Origin of the sequence: Sphingobium sp. 3R8 (assembly GCF_020166615.1) — a bacterium.
GTDB lineage: Bacteria > Pseudomonadota > Alphaproteobacteria > Sphingomonadales > Sphingomonadaceae > Sphingobium > Sphingobium bisphenolicum.
The window spans coordinates 62,521-78,844 of the sequence record NZ_JAIQXR010000012.1 but is presented as its reverse complement, the minus strand read 5'-3'; the positions used below and the strand labels follow the sequence as shown (position 1 = coordinate 78,844).

Annotated in this window: 16 protein-coding genes, 1 tRNA gene and 1 pseudogene; 4 read left to right on the top strand and 14 right to left on the bottom strand. The window is 63.1% G+C overall.

Annotated features, from left to right (window positions below; translation table 11 throughout):
- Nucleotides 1-2: 2 nt before the first annotated feature.
- The 7 genes from K9B33_RS12940 to K9B33_RS12915 all read right to left on the bottom strand — a co-directional run bounded on the left by K9B33_RS12940 (nt 3) and on the right by K9B33_RS12915 (nt 4,211).
- Nucleotides 3-908 (bottom strand): NAD(P)H-hydrate dehydratase, encoded by a 906-nt coding sequence (locus K9B33_RS12940; protein ID WP_224549281.1) that lies wholly within the window; start codon nt 906-908, stop codon nt 3-5.
- The gene (locus K9B33_RS12935; protein ID WP_224549366.1) at nt 905-1,690 is read right to left on the bottom strand and encodes a histidine phosphatase family protein; all 786 of its coding nucleotides are present in this window, start codon (nt 1,688-1,690) and stop codon (nt 905-907) included. Before K9B33_RS12935 ends, K9B33_RS12940 begins: the two co-directional genes overlap by 4 nt.
- Nucleotides 1,691-1,787: 97 nt before the next feature.
- Nucleotides 1,788-2,075: a hypothetical protein gene (locus tag K9B33_RS12930; protein WP_224549279.1), complete on the bottom strand. Its 288-nt coding sequence runs from the start codon at nt 2,073-2,075 to the stop codon at nt 1,788-1,790.
- Between the two features lie 321 nt (nt 2,076-2,396).
- The gene (locus tag K9B33_RS12925; RefSeq protein ID WP_224549277.1) at nt 2,397-2,954 is read right to left on the bottom strand and encodes a hypothetical protein; all 558 of its coding nucleotides are present in this window, start codon (nt 2,952-2,954) and stop codon (nt 2,397-2,399) included.
- A 39-nt stretch (nt 2,955-2,993) separates the two neighbouring features.
- Nucleotides 2,994-3,092 carry an excalibur calcium-binding domain-containing protein gene (locus K9B33_RS23250; protein ID WP_224549365.1) on the bottom strand — a complete coding sequence of 33 codons (99 nt, stop codon included), beginning with the start codon at nt 3,090-3,092 and terminating at the stop codon, nt 2,994-2,996.
- Between the two features lie 733 nt (nt 3,093-3,825).
- Nucleotides 3,826-3,975, bottom strand: a complete 150-nt coding sequence (locus K9B33_RS23245) for a DUF6961 family protein (protein ID WP_411974017.1) — start codon at nt 3,973-3,975, stop codon at nt 3,826-3,828.
- A gap of 35 nt (nt 3,976-4,010) precedes the next feature.
- Nucleotides 4,011-4,211, bottom strand: a complete 201-nt coding sequence (locus K9B33_RS12915; protein WP_224549275.1) for a DUF5818 domain-containing protein — start codon at nt 4,209-4,211, stop codon at nt 4,011-4,013.
- 150 nt (nt 4,212-4,361) lie between these two features.
- Here K9B33_RS12915 and K9B33_RS23155 point away from each other — a divergent pair, with 150 nt between their 5' ends.
- From K9B33_RS23155 to K9B33_RS12900, 3 genes and pseudogenes are all read left to right on the top strand, one after another.
- Nucleotides 4,362-5,276 (top strand): HNH endonuclease, encoded by a 915-nt coding sequence (locus tag K9B33_RS23155; RefSeq protein ID WP_224549273.1) that lies wholly within the window; start codon nt 4,362-4,364, stop codon nt 5,274-5,276.
- 89 nt (nt 5,277-5,365) lie between these two features.
- Nucleotides 5,366-5,695, top strand: a pseudogene (locus K9B33_RS12905) (class I SAM-dependent methyltransferase); the annotation flags it as partial.
- Nucleotides 5,696-5,991: 296 nt separating this feature from the next.
- The gene (locus tag K9B33_RS12900) at nt 5,992-6,954 is read left to right on the top strand and encodes a recombinase family protein (RefSeq protein WP_411974016.1); all 963 of its coding nucleotides are present in this window, start codon (nt 5,992-5,994) and stop codon (nt 6,952-6,954) included.
- Here K9B33_RS12900 and K9B33_RS12895 read toward each other — a convergent pair.
- The 3 genes from K9B33_RS12895 to moaA form a co-directional block, all read right to left on the bottom strand.
- Nucleotides 6,940-7,014: transfer RNA gene (locus K9B33_RS12895), tRNA-Asn, on the bottom strand. The genes K9B33_RS12900 and K9B33_RS12895 overlap by 15 nt on opposite strands.
- 76 nt (nt 7,015-7,090) lie before the next feature.
- The gene (locus K9B33_RS12890; protein ID WP_224549272.1) at nt 7,091-7,867 is read right to left on the bottom strand and encodes an NAD kinase; all 777 of its coding nucleotides are present in this window, start codon (nt 7,865-7,867) and stop codon (nt 7,091-7,093) included.
- Nucleotides 7,864-8,874 (bottom strand): GTP 3',8-cyclase MoaA, encoded by a 1,011-nt coding sequence (gene moaA / locus K9B33_RS12885; protein WP_224549270.1) that lies wholly within the window; start codon nt 8,872-8,874, stop codon nt 7,864-7,866. Before moaA ends, K9B33_RS12890 begins: the two co-directional genes overlap by 4 nt.
- A 139-nt stretch (nt 8,875-9,013) precedes the next feature.
- Between moaA and K9B33_RS12880 the strand changes: the two genes are divergently transcribed.
- A complete protein-coding gene (locus K9B33_RS12880; RefSeq protein ID WP_224549268.1) occupies nt 9,014-11,041 on the top strand; it encodes a putative bifunctional diguanylate cyclase/phosphodiesterase in 2,028 nt (675 codons plus the stop codon).
- Here the strand turns inward: K9B33_RS12880 and K9B33_RS12875 are convergent.
- The 4 genes from K9B33_RS12875 to mfd all read right to left on the bottom strand — a co-directional run bounded on the left by K9B33_RS12875 (nt 11,038) and on the right by mfd (nt 16,268).
- Nucleotides 11,038-11,433, bottom strand: coding sequence for an MAPEG family protein (locus K9B33_RS12875; protein WP_224549266.1), 396 nt, complete (start codon nt 11,431-11,433; stop codon nt 11,038-11,040). The two genes, K9B33_RS12880 and K9B33_RS12875, sit on opposite strands and share 4 nt — an antisense overlap.
- 74 nt (nt 11,434-11,507) lie before the next feature.
- Nucleotides 11,508-12,233 (bottom strand): TorF family putative porin, encoded by a 726-nt coding sequence (locus tag K9B33_RS12870; protein WP_224549264.1) that lies wholly within the window; start codon nt 12,231-12,233, stop codon nt 11,508-11,510.
- A 13-nt stretch (nt 12,234-12,246) separates the two neighbouring features.
- Nucleotides 12,247-12,657, bottom strand: coding sequence for a hypothetical protein (locus K9B33_RS12865; RefSeq protein ID WP_224549262.1), 411 nt, complete (start codon nt 12,655-12,657; stop codon nt 12,247-12,249).
- Nucleotides 12,658-12,794: 137 nt separating this feature from the next.
- A complete protein-coding gene (gene mfd, locus K9B33_RS12860) occupies nt 12,795-16,268 on the bottom strand; it encodes a transcription-repair coupling factor (RefSeq protein WP_224549260.1) in 3,474 nt (1,157 codons plus the stop codon).
- Nucleotides 16,269-16,324: the final 56 nt, after the last annotated feature.

Here is a 16,324-nt window from a genome sequence, read left to right as displayed (position 1 = left end):
CTTTAGTGAGCCTGATCAACATTTTTGTTGGGTATCGCGCCGTCTATAAGTCGAGGTATCATCGGCAGCAGTTCACGTGCCAGAAAGCCCACCGTCGCCATTTCATGTGACAGGGCTGCACCCGTTCGACCGTGAATGCAGGCCCCCCATCCAGCAGCGGTCAACGGGGCTGCACCCCGTGCTGCCAGCCCGCCTATAATTCCCGCAAGCACATCCCCGGATCCGCCGGTGGCGAGGCCGACAGAGCCGCCCCGATGGATCGCAATTTCGCCTGACGGGGCTGCAAGAATGCTCTCCTTGCCTTTTAGCAAGATGATGGCGTTGAACCGTTGTGCGATGTCGCGGGCCACGCCCTCCGGATCGGCCTTCACCGCTTCGATCTCCAGCCCGGAAAGATGCGCCATTTCGCCATGATGGGGCGTCAATATGACATGCCCGTGATGCGCCGCGATCAGTCCTTCCAAACATTGCGCCGACGTCAGCGCCGCCGCGTCCAGCAAGATGGTACGCGAGCCGTCCGGCGCACTGAGGAGGTCAGCCACTAGCTGGTCGGTGCGCTCGCCAATGCTCATGCCAGGGCCTAGAATCAGGGCGTCGCAGCGCAGGAGCTTTTCGCGAAGCACCTCCGCCGCCTCCGCGGCAATCTCGCCCTTCTCATCGGAAGGCAGGGCAATCATGGCCGCTTCGGGGATCAGCACACCCAGAGCCATCGCCACAGTCTTGACCGTTGCGAGCTGCAGTTTGCCCGCACCCGCACGCAGCGCTGCCTCGCCAGTCAGCCGCAGCGCGCCGGGCACGAACTCCGCCCCGCCAACCACCAGCACGCGACCTCGGCTGTCCTTATTGCATACGGTGTCCAAGCCGGGTAGAGGATGGGCTGCAAGCCAAGTATCGTCGATTTCGGTCACCCGCGCGCGCCCGCGATGCGGTCTGGAGCTTTGGTGACGGGCGTCGCTTCCTTCTCCATCGCTGCGGTGACATTGTAACGCTGCAGGACCAGCTTTCCCGCCGCCTCATCGAAACGGTAATCGGTGATGGCGCAATTCGCCACATCGCCTTTGGCGTCGATGGCAAGTATCTCCTGCTCACGCAGATTCTCGATAATGTAGCGCAAGCATAACACGACGACCTGGTGCGAAAAGATCATCACGCGCTTGCCCGCATAATGCAGCGAAATGGTGTCCATTACAGAGCGTAGGCGCAAGATAACGTCGCACCAACTCTCCCCTCCCGGCGAGCGATGATAGAATTTGCCAAGCAGTTGCCGGAATGCCGCCTGTTCCGGCTGGAGGTGGCGGATGCCTGTGCTGGTTAGGCCATCCAGTATCCCGAATTCCTTTTCTCGCAGACGCTCGTCGAAGCAGATCGGCTTATCTCGGGGGGCGCCGCCCTGCGCGCGGAAAATGTCCGCGGTCTGGCAAGCGCGAAGATAGGGTGAGGACAGGATGACTTCCGGTCTGTCCTCTTCAGGTTGCACGGCGAACCAATGCCCTAGCGCCGACGCCTGTTCACGCCCCAGATCGCTCAGCGGCACATCAGCATCGCGGATGGACAGGGGGATGCGGTCCTCCTCCGCCTCATGTGCTGCATCGCGCGCGACATTCCCGGCGCTTTGCCCGTGGCGCACGATGATGAGCTGGCTTGGCCAGCGGCCGGGTCCGCTCAACGCTTCCTCCTTCAAAACAGGCATTTTAAAGGAAGTGTTTGTCTGCGCCGCAAGTTCCACCAGAAGGCACTGATCGGTACTCAGCTGATAAAGGCGAGACTCAGATCACCAACGATGTTGCTTATTTGCTTTTGTTGGAGGTGCTGCTTTGTGACTTCGCCGCGCTCTTGGCAGCTTCCTCAGCGGTGAAGGGATGACTGTCGGGAACGCCAGGCACAACTTCTTCGCCCTTGTTTGTCCAGCGTCCATCAGTGGTCTTGGCGGTCCGGGTCACGTTGCGGGAGTCGGCTGGCTCATATTCACCGGTCTTGGCCGTTGGTTCCTTATCCCCGCTCCAGCGTCCGTCCTTGGTATTGGCCGCGCCGGTCACGTTCCGAGAATCCTCAGGTTCATATTCACCACCGCTCATGGCTAAACTCCAATCAGAATTGCGACCTCTCACAGCCAGCGTGGTGGAAACGGTACGCAAGACGCCATGGTTCCTCTCGGTCATCGGGAGATATCGGTTCAGCGACTATTCCCGGTTGAGCCCGCCATTTGTGGCTGATCCTGGTGCTGGTGGGTATGTCCGCTTTCCGCTGTGCGATAAGGGACAACCGGACGGTCTGCACCTGAGAAGCTCAAACGGGCGCTGAATGACTGACATGGGTCGTTCGAGGCTGAATATAGATGCCGCAGCTCAGATCACCAGCTGATCACGGACCGCTTCTGCTGGCTGATTGGTGCAGCGTCATGGCTTGGCCAAAAATGGATCCTGCGGGTCCAGTTTTGCGGCCTCATAGGCACAAGTTCGCAACTGTTCGACGGCGCGTGACGAGCCATCGAGTTTGATGGCTGAAACCACTGTGCCTTGAGGAGTCAGCACCGCCATGAAGCCGGAGCTGGCAAAGTCAGCCAGGAAATCTTTGTAAGTAGGGGATGCGCTGAGAACCCGTTGCGCATCCACCTCATGGACGTCGAACGGCATCACATGTTTGCTGGTAAAAGGCCGTTCAGGTTCGCTGCCAAATACGACCACCAGCGACTTCACCTCGCCCGCCCGAAGCGATGTGGCGTGCTTGTTGGTGATCATCACGCTGGTGCCGACGCGCGGCTTATATCCAATGGTGACATATTCGTCAAAAGCCGTGGGAAATCCCAGGTCGCACATCTCCTCGTCGGGATAGGCGAAAACGCGCCAGCCCTCGTCACCGGACCAATATGGCGTGAGGTCTGAATCGATCCGCGCGGTGCTGTCCTGCGTAGCAGCGAGCAGAGCAATGGCGGCAATGGCTGCGAAAGCTGGCATAACCGTCAAATCCGATTGAATTGTGAGAGCGCCGACCGCTCAACAGATGCTTTCGCAAGGCACCCCATCGCCATCACCATCCAACCGACCAACCCCGCACTCGTTGAGATAATGATAGGCTTCCTCGCAGCTGCTCATCTGTCGGCATAGATGTTTGCTTCCACAGCTTGGTCTCTCATCGCGCGACCCTAGATCTTCCAACGCGCGGCTTGAGACCAATGCAGCTGGCTCGGGGGCACGCTCAGGGGGCGCCTCGACGGGCGTATCCAAAGCTTCTCCTGGGGAGGCCACAGCATCAGATGACATCAGCGCTACTGGGGCAGGGTCAGTGGCAGGCTTAGGGCCTTCTGCGGAACATCGGCCGAGCGCAAACAGAAAGGCACCAATGGCGATGAAGCCGATCAGACTGTCATTTTTCTTCCCCCGCATGGACGTGCGCTATGCCATGCAATCCTTTACACGCCGTATCGCTTGTTGCCACTGCGCGTGATGCAATAACGTCCTCCTCTTGGACCGACGCAGACTTTGCCGCCGTTACATGGGCATTCGCCATCATCTGTCGTGCCGCGGCCAAATAAAGGCGTGGACGCGCCGCTGCCGGTACGGCGCCGTGCCTTGCGACTGCGGCGCTTGGCATCGCCATCGCTTTCAAGTCCAGTGATTGCTAGCGCAAAAATGCCAGCCAAAAACGCGCGTCGATGCATCTCGTCCCCCTCCCGATAGCAAGATCAATCGACAGCAAAGTTGATTGCAAGTCAAATAGACTTGGATTAAAGATGCATAACTTTGATCTTGGGAGAGAGGTTGCTGCCTTCTACGGCTTTCATGCCGCGGTGGTGCCGCCCTGTAGCATGATGATGGCTATGCGAACTCAGACAGCATGCCTGCCCGCGACCAGATCATCGAGCCGATGAGCCAGCGCCTGCCACAGGGCAACGCCACCATCCTCGCCATGATGTGCCAATCTCGCGATCCGGCCGGCGACTTCGGATGACGCTTTGTTGCCATGCTGACGCAGCATCATAAGGGCCATGCCCCAAAGCTCTTCGTCTCGAGTCATGCGGGTTCGATTTTCTGCACAGCGAGCAAATCGAAGCCGTCGCGGACGCCGATCACCCTTACGCGTGTGCCGAAGAGATGTTTGTGGCGTTTGGTGATGTCTAACCGCCATTCGCCACCGCCTGGCGTACGCAGGATGGGGTAGAATCCGTTTTCGAGAAGGATCCCGGTCAGATCATGTTCGCTTCCGCGTGGCATTGAGCGTGATCATAATCCTGTTCGGTGCTGGAGGTCTATATCGCTATGGCCATTCACTTTGCTCGACAGCCATAAGCAACCGACCGAAGGCTGGCATTTGGCCGAGCTGCATTGTATTTCGCTTTTGAAGGCGGTGAGGGCCATGAGACTGTGAAGGGTGTCTTCGAGATCAGCGGGGCGTCACGCTATGACGATCTTATCGCTGAGCGCTATCACTTCCCACGAATTTATCTGCGGGCTGCGCAAACCTGCATCGGCGACTGGATCATCTACCGTGAGACGGGGTCGGGTGGTGGCCGTAAAGCCTATGTCGCAGCGGGTCATGTCGACCGAATTGACGCGGACCCGGCCGCGCCTGGCCTTTACTATGCGCGGATTAGCCAGTTCGTCGAATTTGACCGCCCGGTTGCCTATCGCGACGCAACCGGTCGGTTCGCTGAACAGATGCTGCGGGATCTTTCGAACCCGGCGGAGGCAGGGCGTGCGCTGCGCGGACGGTCAGTCAGAGCGCTAAGCGGCAGCGATTTCACCGCGATCGTCAGCGATGGGCTGACGGACACGCTGTCGGAGCGCCTTGCCATTCGGCTGGAACTAGACGCCGCGCATCTTGATCCGATGACGCAAGCTTTGTTGCATGAACCTCCGTCTGAGCGCCGGATCGAACAGATCCTCATCAACAAGAAGATCCGCAGTGCAGCCTTTCGAGGACATGTGCTTGACGCCTATGACAATCGCTGTGCGGTGACGGGGCTTAGGATGATCAACGGCGGGGGCAAGGCAGAAGCGCAGGCAGCGCATATCTGGTCGGTCGCCGACGGAGGACCCGATGAGGTGCAGAATGGGATAGCCTTGTCGGCAACGGCTCATTGGCTGTTCGACCGGCATCTCATCAGCCTGGATGAGCAGTTCGGTCTACTCGTGTCGCATAATAAGGTGCCGGCCGAGCTTAGCCGCCTCTTCCCGACTTCCGGCATGCCTATTCACTTGCCTGCCAATCCCAAATTCCGGCCCCGGCCAGAATATGTCGCGCGACACCGGGCTCGCTTCATGGGTGACCTGCACTGACCGCTTACGCCCGCACGATCGCAGCCTATGATGAGGCAGCAGCAGATCTGGCTGCGCGATATGAGGCGTTGCCTGGCGGCGCTGCCTTTGTGCAGGCTCATGGCCTGTTGCCCAAAAAGGGTTTGGCGCTCGACGTGGGCGCCGGATCTGGGCGGGATGCTGCCTGGCTCCACGCACAGGGATATGATGTCGTCGCTGTTGAGCCTGCTGACGGATTTCGCCTGGAGGGCCGCGCGCGTCATAGCCCAGATATTCGTTGGCTCGACGACCAGCTGCCCAGCTTGAACCAGGTGCATCGGCTCGGCTTGGCATTCGATCTGATCGTGCTGTCAGCCGTCTGGCAGCATGTCGCGCCAAAAGACCGGGCGCGCGCCTTTCGAAAATTGGTGACCCTGCTTCGTGCGGGTGGCGTGATGGTCCTCACTTTACGGTCCGGGCCGGCGCCTGAAGATCGGCCGATGTTCTCTACCTCGAGTGGCGAGATCGAAGGCCTGGCACGAACCTATGGCATGGAGATCCTTAAGGTCCATGCGTCTCACGATCTACAAGGACGCGATGGCGTCATGCCCGCGAACATGGTCTGGAAGGACAGGCCGCGCGCCGACAATCTTTCTACGCGACGCGGGGCCCCAAGGAGAAGATCGGCCTGGAGGCGCTGCATCTCCAGTGGCGGGCTCGGCTCGGGGATCCAGCAGCGGCGCCGATCGTGTCACGCATGTTCGAATGGTTCGAGACCGGCAACTATTCGCTCAAGGAACTGTCGAAGATGGGGCGTGACGCCGGCCTGCTCCGCCATCGCAGCCAACGTCCCGTCAGCGTCTCGACCGTCCACCACATGTTACGCAACCGACTATATGCCGGTGCATTTGAATGGCAGGGACGGATGTTTCAGGGCACGCATGAGCCCCTTGTGTCGACAGAAACCTGGGAGAATGTTCAGGAAGTCCTGGACGGGCGAAGCGTCAGCAATATCAGGGGAAAGCCGCTCTTATTCGCCTTCACGGGCCTCATCACCTGCGGGCACTGCGGTTGCGCTCTGGTCGCGGAAATCAAACGAGAGCGATACATCTACTATCACTGTTCGGGCTACAAGCAGAAGTGCCCGGAGAAATATGTCCGGCAGGGGGCGCTGGTAGAGGCATTCTCCGAACAGCTCGCACGGCTACATCTGGATGATCAGGTCTTCGCCCTGATCGAACGCGCCCTCCGCGAGTCGCATACGGACCGGAGTCGCGAGCGGGTTGAAACGATGACCCGCTTGAGGGCTGAAGCCGATCGCCTGCAGCAGCGGTTAGACAAACTCTATGTGGATCATCTTGACGGGCGAATCTCGGGAGAAATGCACGATCGGATGGCGTCGACCTGGCGTGAGGAGCGGGAGCGCTGCTTGCGGCACCTTGAAGGTCTCCACAGCACCGAAGACCTCATCGTGGACGACGGTATCGCGCTGTTGGAGCTTGGCCGGAACGCGCATAAAATGTTCAACAAACAGTCCCCAGGCACCCAAAATGCCCTTTTAAAACTGTTAGTATCGAACACTGTCTGGGCCGAGGGAAGGCTGCGAGTAGAGTTCAACGAACCCTTTGGAATGCTTGATAAAATGTCTGATTTTGAGCTGGCTGAAAATCGCCCAGAAGGGGCCGAAAAATCGCAGCGTACAATTTGGCTCCCCGAGTAGGATTCGAACCTACGGCCATTCGATTAACAGTCGAATGCTCTACCGCTGAGCTATCGGGGAGCAACCCGCTTTCGCTGGGCAGGCCGCGCCTATAGCAGCGGCTTTCCTGACATGGCAAGGGCCAAATGACGGAAATTTATGCGATGAATTGTTCCGCCGCGATGCGGTCGTCCAGAGTATGTTCGGGGTCGAACAACAATGTCAGCGGGGTCGCGCGGTCGATGCCGATCTCCACCTGCGCGATGTCGCGCACTTCGCGCTGGTCGGCCACGGCGCTGACCGGGCGCTTGACGGGATCGAGGACGATGAAACGGATGACCGTATTTTCGGGCAGGATGGCGCCGCGCCAGCGCCGGGGACGGAACGGACTGATCGGGGTCAGCGCGACAAGCGCGGACCCCAGCGGCAGGATCGGCCCGTGGGCGGACAGATTATAGGCGGTTGAGCCGGCCGGGGTCGCCACCAGCACGCCATCGCACACCAGTTCAGGCAGCACGGTGCGGCCGTTTACCTGTACCTCCAGCTTCGCGGTCTGGCGGGTTTCGCGCAGCAGCGACACTTCGTTGATGGCGGGAATGGAGAAGCGCTCACCATCGACCGTGTCGACCGTCATGCGCAGCGGATTGACCTTGAAGCTCTTGGCCTTGTCCAGCCGCTGGTCGAGCCGTTCCAGCCGCCATTCGTTCATCAGGAAGCCGACCGTGCCCAGGTTCATGCCGAAGATGGGGACGATCCGCCGCCCTTCCAGCATCGAATGGAGCGTCTGGAGCATGAAGCCGTCGCCGCCGAGCGCGATGATCATGTCGGCCTGCTCGACCGGCACGAAGTCATAGGCGGCGCGCAACCGTTCCTCAGCCGCCCGCGCAGCCTGGGTGGGGGACGCGACCAGAGCGCGCCTTGGTTCGCTGCTCATCCGCCGGTGACGCTCATATGACGCTGCGTGGCGGCGCCTTCGCCCGCGCCGATGCGGAAGTCGTGGGCGGCGGGCTTCAGCCGCAACGCCCGGTCGATCAGGGGTTCTACAGCGGTCAGGCCGCCTTCACGCAGGGCCGCCTTGAAGTCGACATGGTCCTCATGGCCCAGGCACATGAATATCTTGCCCTCGCACGTCATGCGGATACGGTTGCAGTTGGCGCAGAAATTCTGGGTGAGCGGGGTGATGAGGCCCAGTTTGATGCCCATCCCCTCGACCGCATGATAGCGGGCAGGGCCGCCAGTCCGGTGGGAGAGGGGGGTGAGCGCATGTTCGGCGCGAATGCGGTCGGCGACCAGGGTCAGCGGCAGATAATGGTCGGTGCGATCCTCACCGGTGTTGCCGAGTGGCATGGTTTCGATCAGGGTCAGGTCGAACCCTTCTTCGCCGCACCAGCGCAGCATCGGCAGGATTTCATCGTCATTCACGCCCTTGAGCGCGACCATGTTGATCTTGACCGCAAGCCCCGCGGCACGCGCGCCGTCCAGCCCGGCGAAGACCTGATCAATCTTCCCGCCGCGGGTGACATGGGCGAAGCGCTCGGGATCGCGGCTGTCCAGGCTGACATTGATCCGCCGCACGCCCGCATCCGCCAGCATCTCCGCATGGTCGGCCAGCCGCGTGCCGTTGGTGGTGAGGGTCAGTTCCTCCAACTCCGCGCCGATGTGCCGCCCGATCCGGCGAACCAGATCGCCGATGTCCCGCCGCACCAACGGCTCGCCACCGGTCAGGCGAATCTTGCGGATACCGCGTGCGATGAAAAGATCGGCCAGCAGCGCGATCTCCTCCAGCGTCAGCACCTGATTCTTGGGCAGGAACTGCATCTTTTCCGCCATGCAATAGCGGCAGCGCAAGTCGCAGCGGTCAGTGACCGAAATGCGCAGATAGCTGATCCGGCGGCCCAGGCCGTCGGTCATCAATGTGCGTGAGGGATCGGCCATGGCCATGCCGACTAGCTAGGCGATGGACATGGCCGGTGCAAGCGTCGCGGCTTGCGGGGACCATAGGAAGTTGCAGACGAGGCAAGAGGTCGGTAACGCCTATATGCTAGGGCGTGGCGATGCGCGGCGCCGGGGAAAGAAGATTGTGAGCGCGGACCAGAGCGGCGGGGACCAGAGCGGCGGGGGCCAGCGCAGCCTGTTCATCCTGTCGCCCGGAGACCGCGACGGATTGAGCCAGGCCGCGCAGCGTGCCGGCTGGCGCGCTATTGGCGCACGAAGAGCGAAGGATGCGCCGCAGCGTTATCTGCATAGCGAAGCGCAGGTGGCCCTGGTCGATCTGCGCGGCGGCGGCAATGTCGAGGCGCTGCTGACGCCGCTGGTCCCGGCGATGGAAGCGGGCGGCGGTGCGATACTGATATTGATCGATCCGGAGCATCTGGACCAGGCTCCTGCCTTGCTGGCGGTTGGCGCGACCCATTATCTGGTGGGGCCGATCAGCGACATGGGCTTGCGCGCCGCCCTGGCGTCCGCGCATCGACTGGTGGAAAGGCTGGGCGGCGGTGTCGCGCATAACCAGCGCGCGCAGCGCATCCGGCGCGGCGACGCGCTCTATTGGGCGCTCGGGCGTGACGGACAGTTGCGGTTGAGCGACAATCTGGCGCGGCATATGGGATTGGACGACACGCGGATCGCGCCGGCCGCGCTGGTGCGCCGGCTGCCCCGTGTCGAGCGTCGGGCGGTGCTGGCCGGGCTGAGAGCGATGCGGCGCGCAGGGCGACCGGCTGCGCTCGCCCATGCCTTGCCCGAACGACCGGGCCAGCGGCTGGTCCATCATCTGCGCCATAGCGACGGTGCGATCGCCGCCGATGTCGAGTGGTTGTCGGACGGGCAGGCGCAGGATGGCGCCACGCGCGATTATCTGACCGGGCTGCGGTCGCGTCAGGCGGCGCTCGACTGGCTGGATCGGCGGGCGGGCCTTGCCACCACGATCCTGCTACTATCGATCAGCCAGTTCGACCGGATGAACGCGGCCTATGGCCAGGTTGTCGGCGACGCTCTGCTGGGCCGGATCGCGCGGCGGATCGAGCGGATGGTCGACGATGTCGCGCCCGGCACCATGGTCGCCCGCATCGCGGGAACGGAATTTCTGGTCGGCCTGACCGGCGAAGCAGCCGGGAGTGACCGGGCGACCTTTCTGGCGCGGCAACTGATCGGCGCGGTCGGGCAGCCGTTCAGCGCGGGCGATCACCTCATCCGCCTGATCGCCCGTTGCGGCATTGCGCAGGCCCGGACGGAGGATGACGCCACCCAGTTGCTGCGGCGTGCGGGCACGGCACTGTCCGACGCGCGGCAGGCGGGCGGAGAGGGCATCCGCATCCTGTCGGCGGAAAAGCATAGCCGCCAGGTAGATGCCGACCGGCTGGAGACGGACCTGCGCCTGGCTCTGGACCGGGGCGAGATCGGCATCGTGTTCCAGCCGCAATATCCGGTCGACAGCGACAAGATCAGCGGCGTGGAGGCGCTGGCGCGCTGGAATCATCCCCATTACGGGCCGCTGGGCGCAGGCATTTTATTCGCTACCGCCGAACGATCCGACTATATGCTGCCTCTGTCGGCGCATATCCAGGCGGAGGCGTTGCGGCAGGCGGCGGCCTGGCCGCGCGCGCTGTCCGACCTGCGTCTGTCGATCAACGTCACCGCGGCCGACATCGCCCAGCCGGGCTTCATGACCGGTCTGCTGGGGCTGGTCGATCGCAGCGGCTTCCCACGGTCGCGCCTGACGGTGGAGATTACCGAAAGCGGGCTGATCGAGGATGTCGGCGCGGCGTCGGCGCTGCTCACGGCGTTGAGGACGGAAGGGCTGGGGGTGGCGATCGACGATTTCGGCACCGGCTATTCCAGCCTCTCCTATCTCAAGAATCTGCCGCTCGACTATCTCAAGATCGACAGCGGACTGGCGCAGGATATTGCCGGCACGGCCCGCGACCGCATTATCGTGCGCGGTGTCATCCACATGGCCAAGTCTCTGGGCCTCAAAGTGATCGCCGAGGGCGTGGAGACGGAGGAGCAGTTGCATCTGCTCGCCCGCGAGGGATGCGATTTTTATCAGGGCTTCCTGCGGTCGGCGGGCGTGTCTTCCGCCGACCTCATCAATCTGGTCCTGGCGACTTAGACAGTCAGCAGCGGCCAGAGGGCGATCAATATACCGACCAGGCTAGCCAGGAAGATGACGGTGCGGACCACCGGGATGCCCGCTGCGTAGAGCGGCAGATAGACGACCCGCGCGCCCAGCCAAATCCAGCCGCCCATGGCCGTCCATTCGCTGGTCTTGTCCGCCGCCACCACGCCAATGAGCGCGACGATGGCAATGGGCAGGGTTTCCTTGAAATTGGCTTCCGCGCGGACCAGACGTCCCGCGAGCGGATGGAGGGGCGGCAGTTTTTCGTCGCGGGCGCCCATATTCCATTTGGGGCCATATTGCTTCGTCTTCACATGGGCCGCGGCGAATATGTGGACCAGCAGCAGAACCATGGACCAAGCCAGGATCGTGAGTTCGACGGGCATGATATTTCCCCCTCCATATGGAGGGGGAAGGATAGGTCTGCGGCCGCTGCATAACAAGCGGAATAGGCGGTGGCCTAAAGCGTCAATCCGACCCTGGCGATCAGGCTGGCGCCGGCATGGCGGCTGGCGGGGCCGTCGATGCTGCTGTTGGCATAGCGCAGGCCGGCGGACCAGCGGCCCCTATACCAGTCGAGCGCAACGCCATGGTCCCAATAGCCGCCATCGGGACGGGGCCGTGTGGCGCGCGGGGCGTCACGTACATCGCCCGAAGAGTGGCCGACATGGCCCGACAGCGTAAGCGGTGTGCCGGGGATGCCGACAGCCGAACTGGCCGACAGATAGAGGTTGTCGCCGCCGATCGCCGACTGGCGCGGGGCATAGCGAGCGGCCAAATCCATGCTGGCAGGGCCGAGTGAGAAACCGGCGATCGCGCCGACTTCGCCATAGCCCCATCCGTCGCCATTCGCGCCGGATGCGCCGGGGAAGAGATGGTAGCGCCCCTCCGCGCTCAGCCGCCAACCGCCTAGCTGCCGCATATAGGTGGCGCCCAGGTCGATCACGGCATCGGCGTCGCCATAGCGGTTGCTGCCCCAGAGCGTGGTGGCCGCGCCGTCGAGGCTGAGCCCTTGCGCGACCGGCACCGACACCGTTCCGCGCAGCACGGGATCGCCGTCGCTCCAACTAAGGCCGCGGCGGCGTTCGTCGCTGGCGACTTCGAGTGTGACGGTCGGGTCGGACGCCATCTGCGCGGCGGCCGGAACGGCATGGCCGGCGAGCATGATCGCTCCCAGCCATGCCATGCGGGGCAAGCGATCAATTCGATGCAAGATTGCGCACCGAATCCAATTCGGCCATCAGCGGCGCGCGATCGGCCTGCGCCACCGCGATCAGATGCGCCGCAATCTTGTCCTGATGCTGGGCGAGATTGCGCTCGCCCGACTGGCGGCCGGGGGTGCAGGCACCGGCTTCGCTGCCCGAAAAGCGCGTGTCGGTCGCGATAGTGCGGGCCAGCGCCGGGCCATGGTCCAGCTTGCGATCGACGACGATGGTCGCGGTCCATTGGCAGCGCTGGGCGTCCATCCGGTTGGGGACTTTGGCGCCAACGGTCCTGGTGCGCATTTCCGCGCGGGCGGTGTAGGTTGCGCCGAGCTGCTGGCCGTGATGTTCGATCGAGACGCTATGGGACGCGGCGGCAGCCGCGAGCGCGATTAGGGTGATGCTCATGTCAATTCTCCTGCTGTGACGCCGGACTTTGCTGGCCGATCGTCAAAAGCGGATTTAGGTTTCCCCTGTTGCTGCTTGTTTGCTGGATGATGAGGAATGGCGACTTGAGGGTCTAGGTGGAAGCGACGCGATCCGCTTTACCCCGCCGCCTTGGCCAGCCCCTTCGACAGTTGCAAAGCGCCGTTCAGGCGCGCCTGCGGATCGGGCCAGGCGCGATTGACGACGATCTTGCTGTCGGGGCGCAGGCGGGCGACGCCATCCAGGCGCTGGACGTAGGCGACCAGACCCGCGGGATTGGGGAAGCGGTCTTCGAAGAAGCTGACCAGCGCGCCCTTGGCACCCATGTCGATTTTGGCGATGTTCGCCGTCATGCAATTCTGCTTGATCTCTATGATCTTGAGCAGGTTTTGCGTGGGCAGCGGGAGCTTGCCGAAACGGTCGATCAGTTCGGCGGCGAAGGATTCGAGGCCCTGACGGTCCTCGATTTCGTTGATACGGCGATAGAGGCCCATGCGCAGATCGAGGTCCGGCACATAATCGTCGGGGATGAGGATGGGCGCGTCGACGCTGATCTGGGGGGAGAAGCTGTCGCTGCGTTTTTCGATGCCGACGTCGCCGGCTTTGGCGTCCATGATCGCCTCTTCCAGCATCGACTGGTAGAGTTCGAAGCCGACTTCCTTGATATGGCCCGACTGTTCGTCACCGACCAGGTTGCCCGCGCCGCGAATGTCGAGATCGTGGGAGGCAAGCTGGAAGCCAGCGCCCAGCGTGTCGAGGTCCGAGAGAACCTTGAGCCGCTTTTCCGCCGTTTCCGTGATGATACGGTTGGCGGGTGTCGTCATATAGGCATAGGCGCGCGTCTTGGATCGGCCGACGCGGCCGCGGAGTTGGTAGAGCTGGGCAAGGCCGAAGCGGTCGGCACGATGGATGATGAGCGTGTTGGCGCTGGGGATGTCCAGGCCGGATTCCACGATGGTGGTGGACAGCAGCACATCGTAGCGCTTGTCGTAGAAGGCGGACATGCGCTCCTCCACTTCGGTTGCGCTCATCTGGCCATGGGCGACGATGGCCTTGATCTCCGGCACCTCGTTGCGGAGATACTCCTCGATCTCGGTCAGGTCGGCGATGCGGGGGACGACGAAGAAGCTCTGTCCGCCGCGATAATGTTCACGTAGCAGCGCTTCGCGGATGACGACGCCGTCCCAGGGCATGATGTAGGTGCGCACCGCGAGGCGATCGACCGGCGGGGTCTGGATGACCGATAGTTCGCGCAAGCCCGACATCGCCATTTGCAACGTGCGGGGAATCGGCGTTGCAGTGAGGGTCAGGACATGGACGTCGGTCTTGAGGGACTTTAGCCGTTCCTTATGGGTGACGCCGAACCGCTGTTCCTCGTCCACGATGACGAGGCCGAGCCGCTTGAAATCCAGTCCCTTGGCGAGCAGCGCGTGGGTGCCCACGACGATGTCGATCGTGCCGTCGGCCAGGCCCGCCTTGGTCGCCTTCGCCTCCTTGTCGGGGACGAGGCGGGAGAGGCGGCCGATATTGACGGGAAAGCCGCGGAAGCGATCCTCAAACTGCATGTGATGCTGTCGCGCGAGCAGCGTGGTCGGGCAGATGACCACGACCTGCATTCCCGCCATCGCCGCGACGAAGGCGGCGCGGAGCGCGACCTCGGTCTTGCCGAAGCCGACGTCGCCGCAGACAAGGCGGTCCATGGGCTTGCCCGATCCCAGATCCTCCACCACGTCGTTGATCGCGCGGTCCTGATCGTCCGTCTCCTGATAGGGGAAGCGATCTACGAAGGCGGGGTATCCGGCCTGATCCGGTTCGGCGACGGTGGCGGCGCGCAGGGCGCGCTCGGCGGCGGTTTTCAGGAGTTCGCCCGCGATTTCGCGGATGCGCTCCTTCATCTTCGCCTTGCGCCGCTGCCAGGCTTCGCCGCCCAGCTTGTCGAGGCTGACGCCTTCATTCTCGCTGCCGTAGCGGGAGAGAACTTCGAGATTTTCAACCGGAACGTAGAGTTTGTCGCCACCAGCATAGGTCAGTGCGACGCAATCATGGGCGGCCTTGCTGACCGGAATCTGCGTCAGCCCTTCATAGCGGCCGATGCCGTGATCCATGTGGACGACGAGGTCGCCGGGCGAGAGGGTGGCCAGTTCCTGTAGGAAGGCGTCGGCGCTTTTCTTGCGCTTGGCGCGACGGACCAGGCGGTCGCCGAGCATGTCCTGTTCGGTAAGGACGGCAACGTCGGGTGCGGTGAAGCCGTGGTCGAGCGGCAGGACGGTGAGCGTCACGCTGCCATTGGCGGCGACGCCCAGCGCCTCTTGCCAGCCGTCGGCGGTGGCGAGGCGGGGGACGTCATGGTCGGCGAGCAGGCCGGACAGGCGTTCGCGTGCGCCGAGCGAATAGCTGGCGATGACGATCTTTTTTTTGGTCCGGCGCAGGCTGGCGATATGCTTACCTACCGCTTCGTAGATGTTGCTGTTCTGCGCGCGTTCGGGGGCGAAATCACGGGGGCCGTCGACGGCGAAGTCGAGGACGGTCGCACTTTCCGGTTCGTGGAAGGGCGTGGTGTGGTGCATCCGCCGCGTGGCGACGGCGGCGTCCCATTCGGTGGCGTCGAGATAGAGCGAGTCGGGTTTGAGCGGACGGTAGGCGCCAGGATCGGCCGACTTCGCCTGGACGCGGTTGGCATGATAGTCGCGGATCGCCTCGAACCGGTTTTCCGCCGCGCCCGCGACGCCGGGATCGCGGATCAGAACGGCGTCATCGCCCAGATGGTCGGCGAGGGGGACGAGCTTTTCCTCGAACAGGGGGAGCCAATGTTCCATGCCGGCGAGGCGGCGGCCGTCGCTGACCGCCTGATAGAGCGGGTCGCCGGTCGCGGTCGCGCCGAACGTCTCGCGGTAGCGGCTGCGGAACCGCTTGATCGTGTCTTCGTCCAGCAGCGCTTCGGAGGCGGGGAGGAGGGTGAAGCCATCGACATTTTCGATCGTGCGCTGGTCGGCCGCGTCGAATCGGCGGACCGTCTCGATCTCGTCGCCGAAGAAGTCGAGGCGGAGCGGTTGTTCCTCGCCGCCGGGGAACAGGTCGACGATGCCGCCGCGAATGGCGAATTCGCCCCGGTCGTGGACCGTGTCGGTACGGACATAGCCGTTGGCCTGGAGCATGGCGGCCAGCGTCTGGATCGCGATCCGTTCCTTGGGCGCGAGTTTGGCGACAAGCTGACGCACGCGGAAGGGGGTGAGCGTGCGCTGGGTCATGGCCGCCAGCGTGGTGAGGACCAGTTGCGGGCCTTTGGGCGGGGCTTGCAGCGCATGGAGTCCCGCCAGGCGCGCGGAGGCGGCGCGCAGCGAGGGGCTGGCGCGATCGTAGGGCAGGCAATCCCAGGCCGGGATTTCGATGATCTCGATCTCTGGCGCGAAATAATGCGCCGTGTCTGCGACCGCACGCATCAACTGTTCGTCGGACGCGATGAAGACGGCACGGCCGCCAGCGGCCCCCGCCGCGCGGGCGATGTCGGCCAGCAGCCAGGGCTGGAAGCCTGCGGGCACGCCGGACAGGGTGAGCGGCGCCTTCGCCTTCAGGATTTTCTGGAGATCGGTCATTCTGCTTTTCGTCATTCCCGCGAAGGCGGGAATCTATCTCCCGGCCTGTCGCCTAA